1 protein-coding gene is annotated in these 506 nt (G+C 55.5%); it reads right to left on the reverse strand.

Features of this window, described 5'->3' with window-relative positions:
* A partial coding sequence (locus tag ACTHTQ_RS11285; RefSeq protein WP_440363969.1) for an IS3 family transposase occupies positions 1–506 on the reverse strand: 506 nt, incomplete at both ends.

Consider the following 506-nt stretch of genomic DNA (forward strand, 5'->3'; position numbering starts at 1 on the left):
GCGGCTCATGGCGTAGGCGACGATTTCCCGGTTGAACAGGTCCAATATCGGCGAGAGGTACAGTTTGCCGTCCTTCCCTTTGAGTTCGGTAACGTCGGTCAGCCATTTTTCGTTGGGCTTTCGGGCTGTGAACAGACGTTTGAGGAGGTGTTCCGATATTTCGCCCATGGCGGGATGGCGGTAGGCTTTTTTCGCCCGTATGAGGGCTTTCAGTTCCAACTGCTTCATCAACCGCGCCACTTTTTTGTGGTTCCAACCCAATGCTGCGGCAATGCGCCTTTGCCCGTAGCGTCCTTTATGCCGCCGGTAGGTTTCGACGAGGAGGGCTTTGTCGGCTTCGTCGGGGTCGGGTCGGTCTTGGTGGTGGTAGTAAAAGCTGCTTTTGGGCAGGTTTGCGATGTGCGGCAGGTATTTGAGCGGGTGTTGCGCCCTCAGTGTTTGGACGGTTTGGCTTTGTCCTTTTCGGTCCGCTTTTGGCTGAGGGCTTTTAACTCCTTTAGGTAGGC

This window comes from Neisseria sp. P0020.S003 (assembly GCF_051957095.1).
GTDB classification, from domain to species: domain Bacteria; phylum Pseudomonadota; class Gammaproteobacteria; order Burkholderiales; family Neisseriaceae; genus Neisseria; species Neisseria subflava.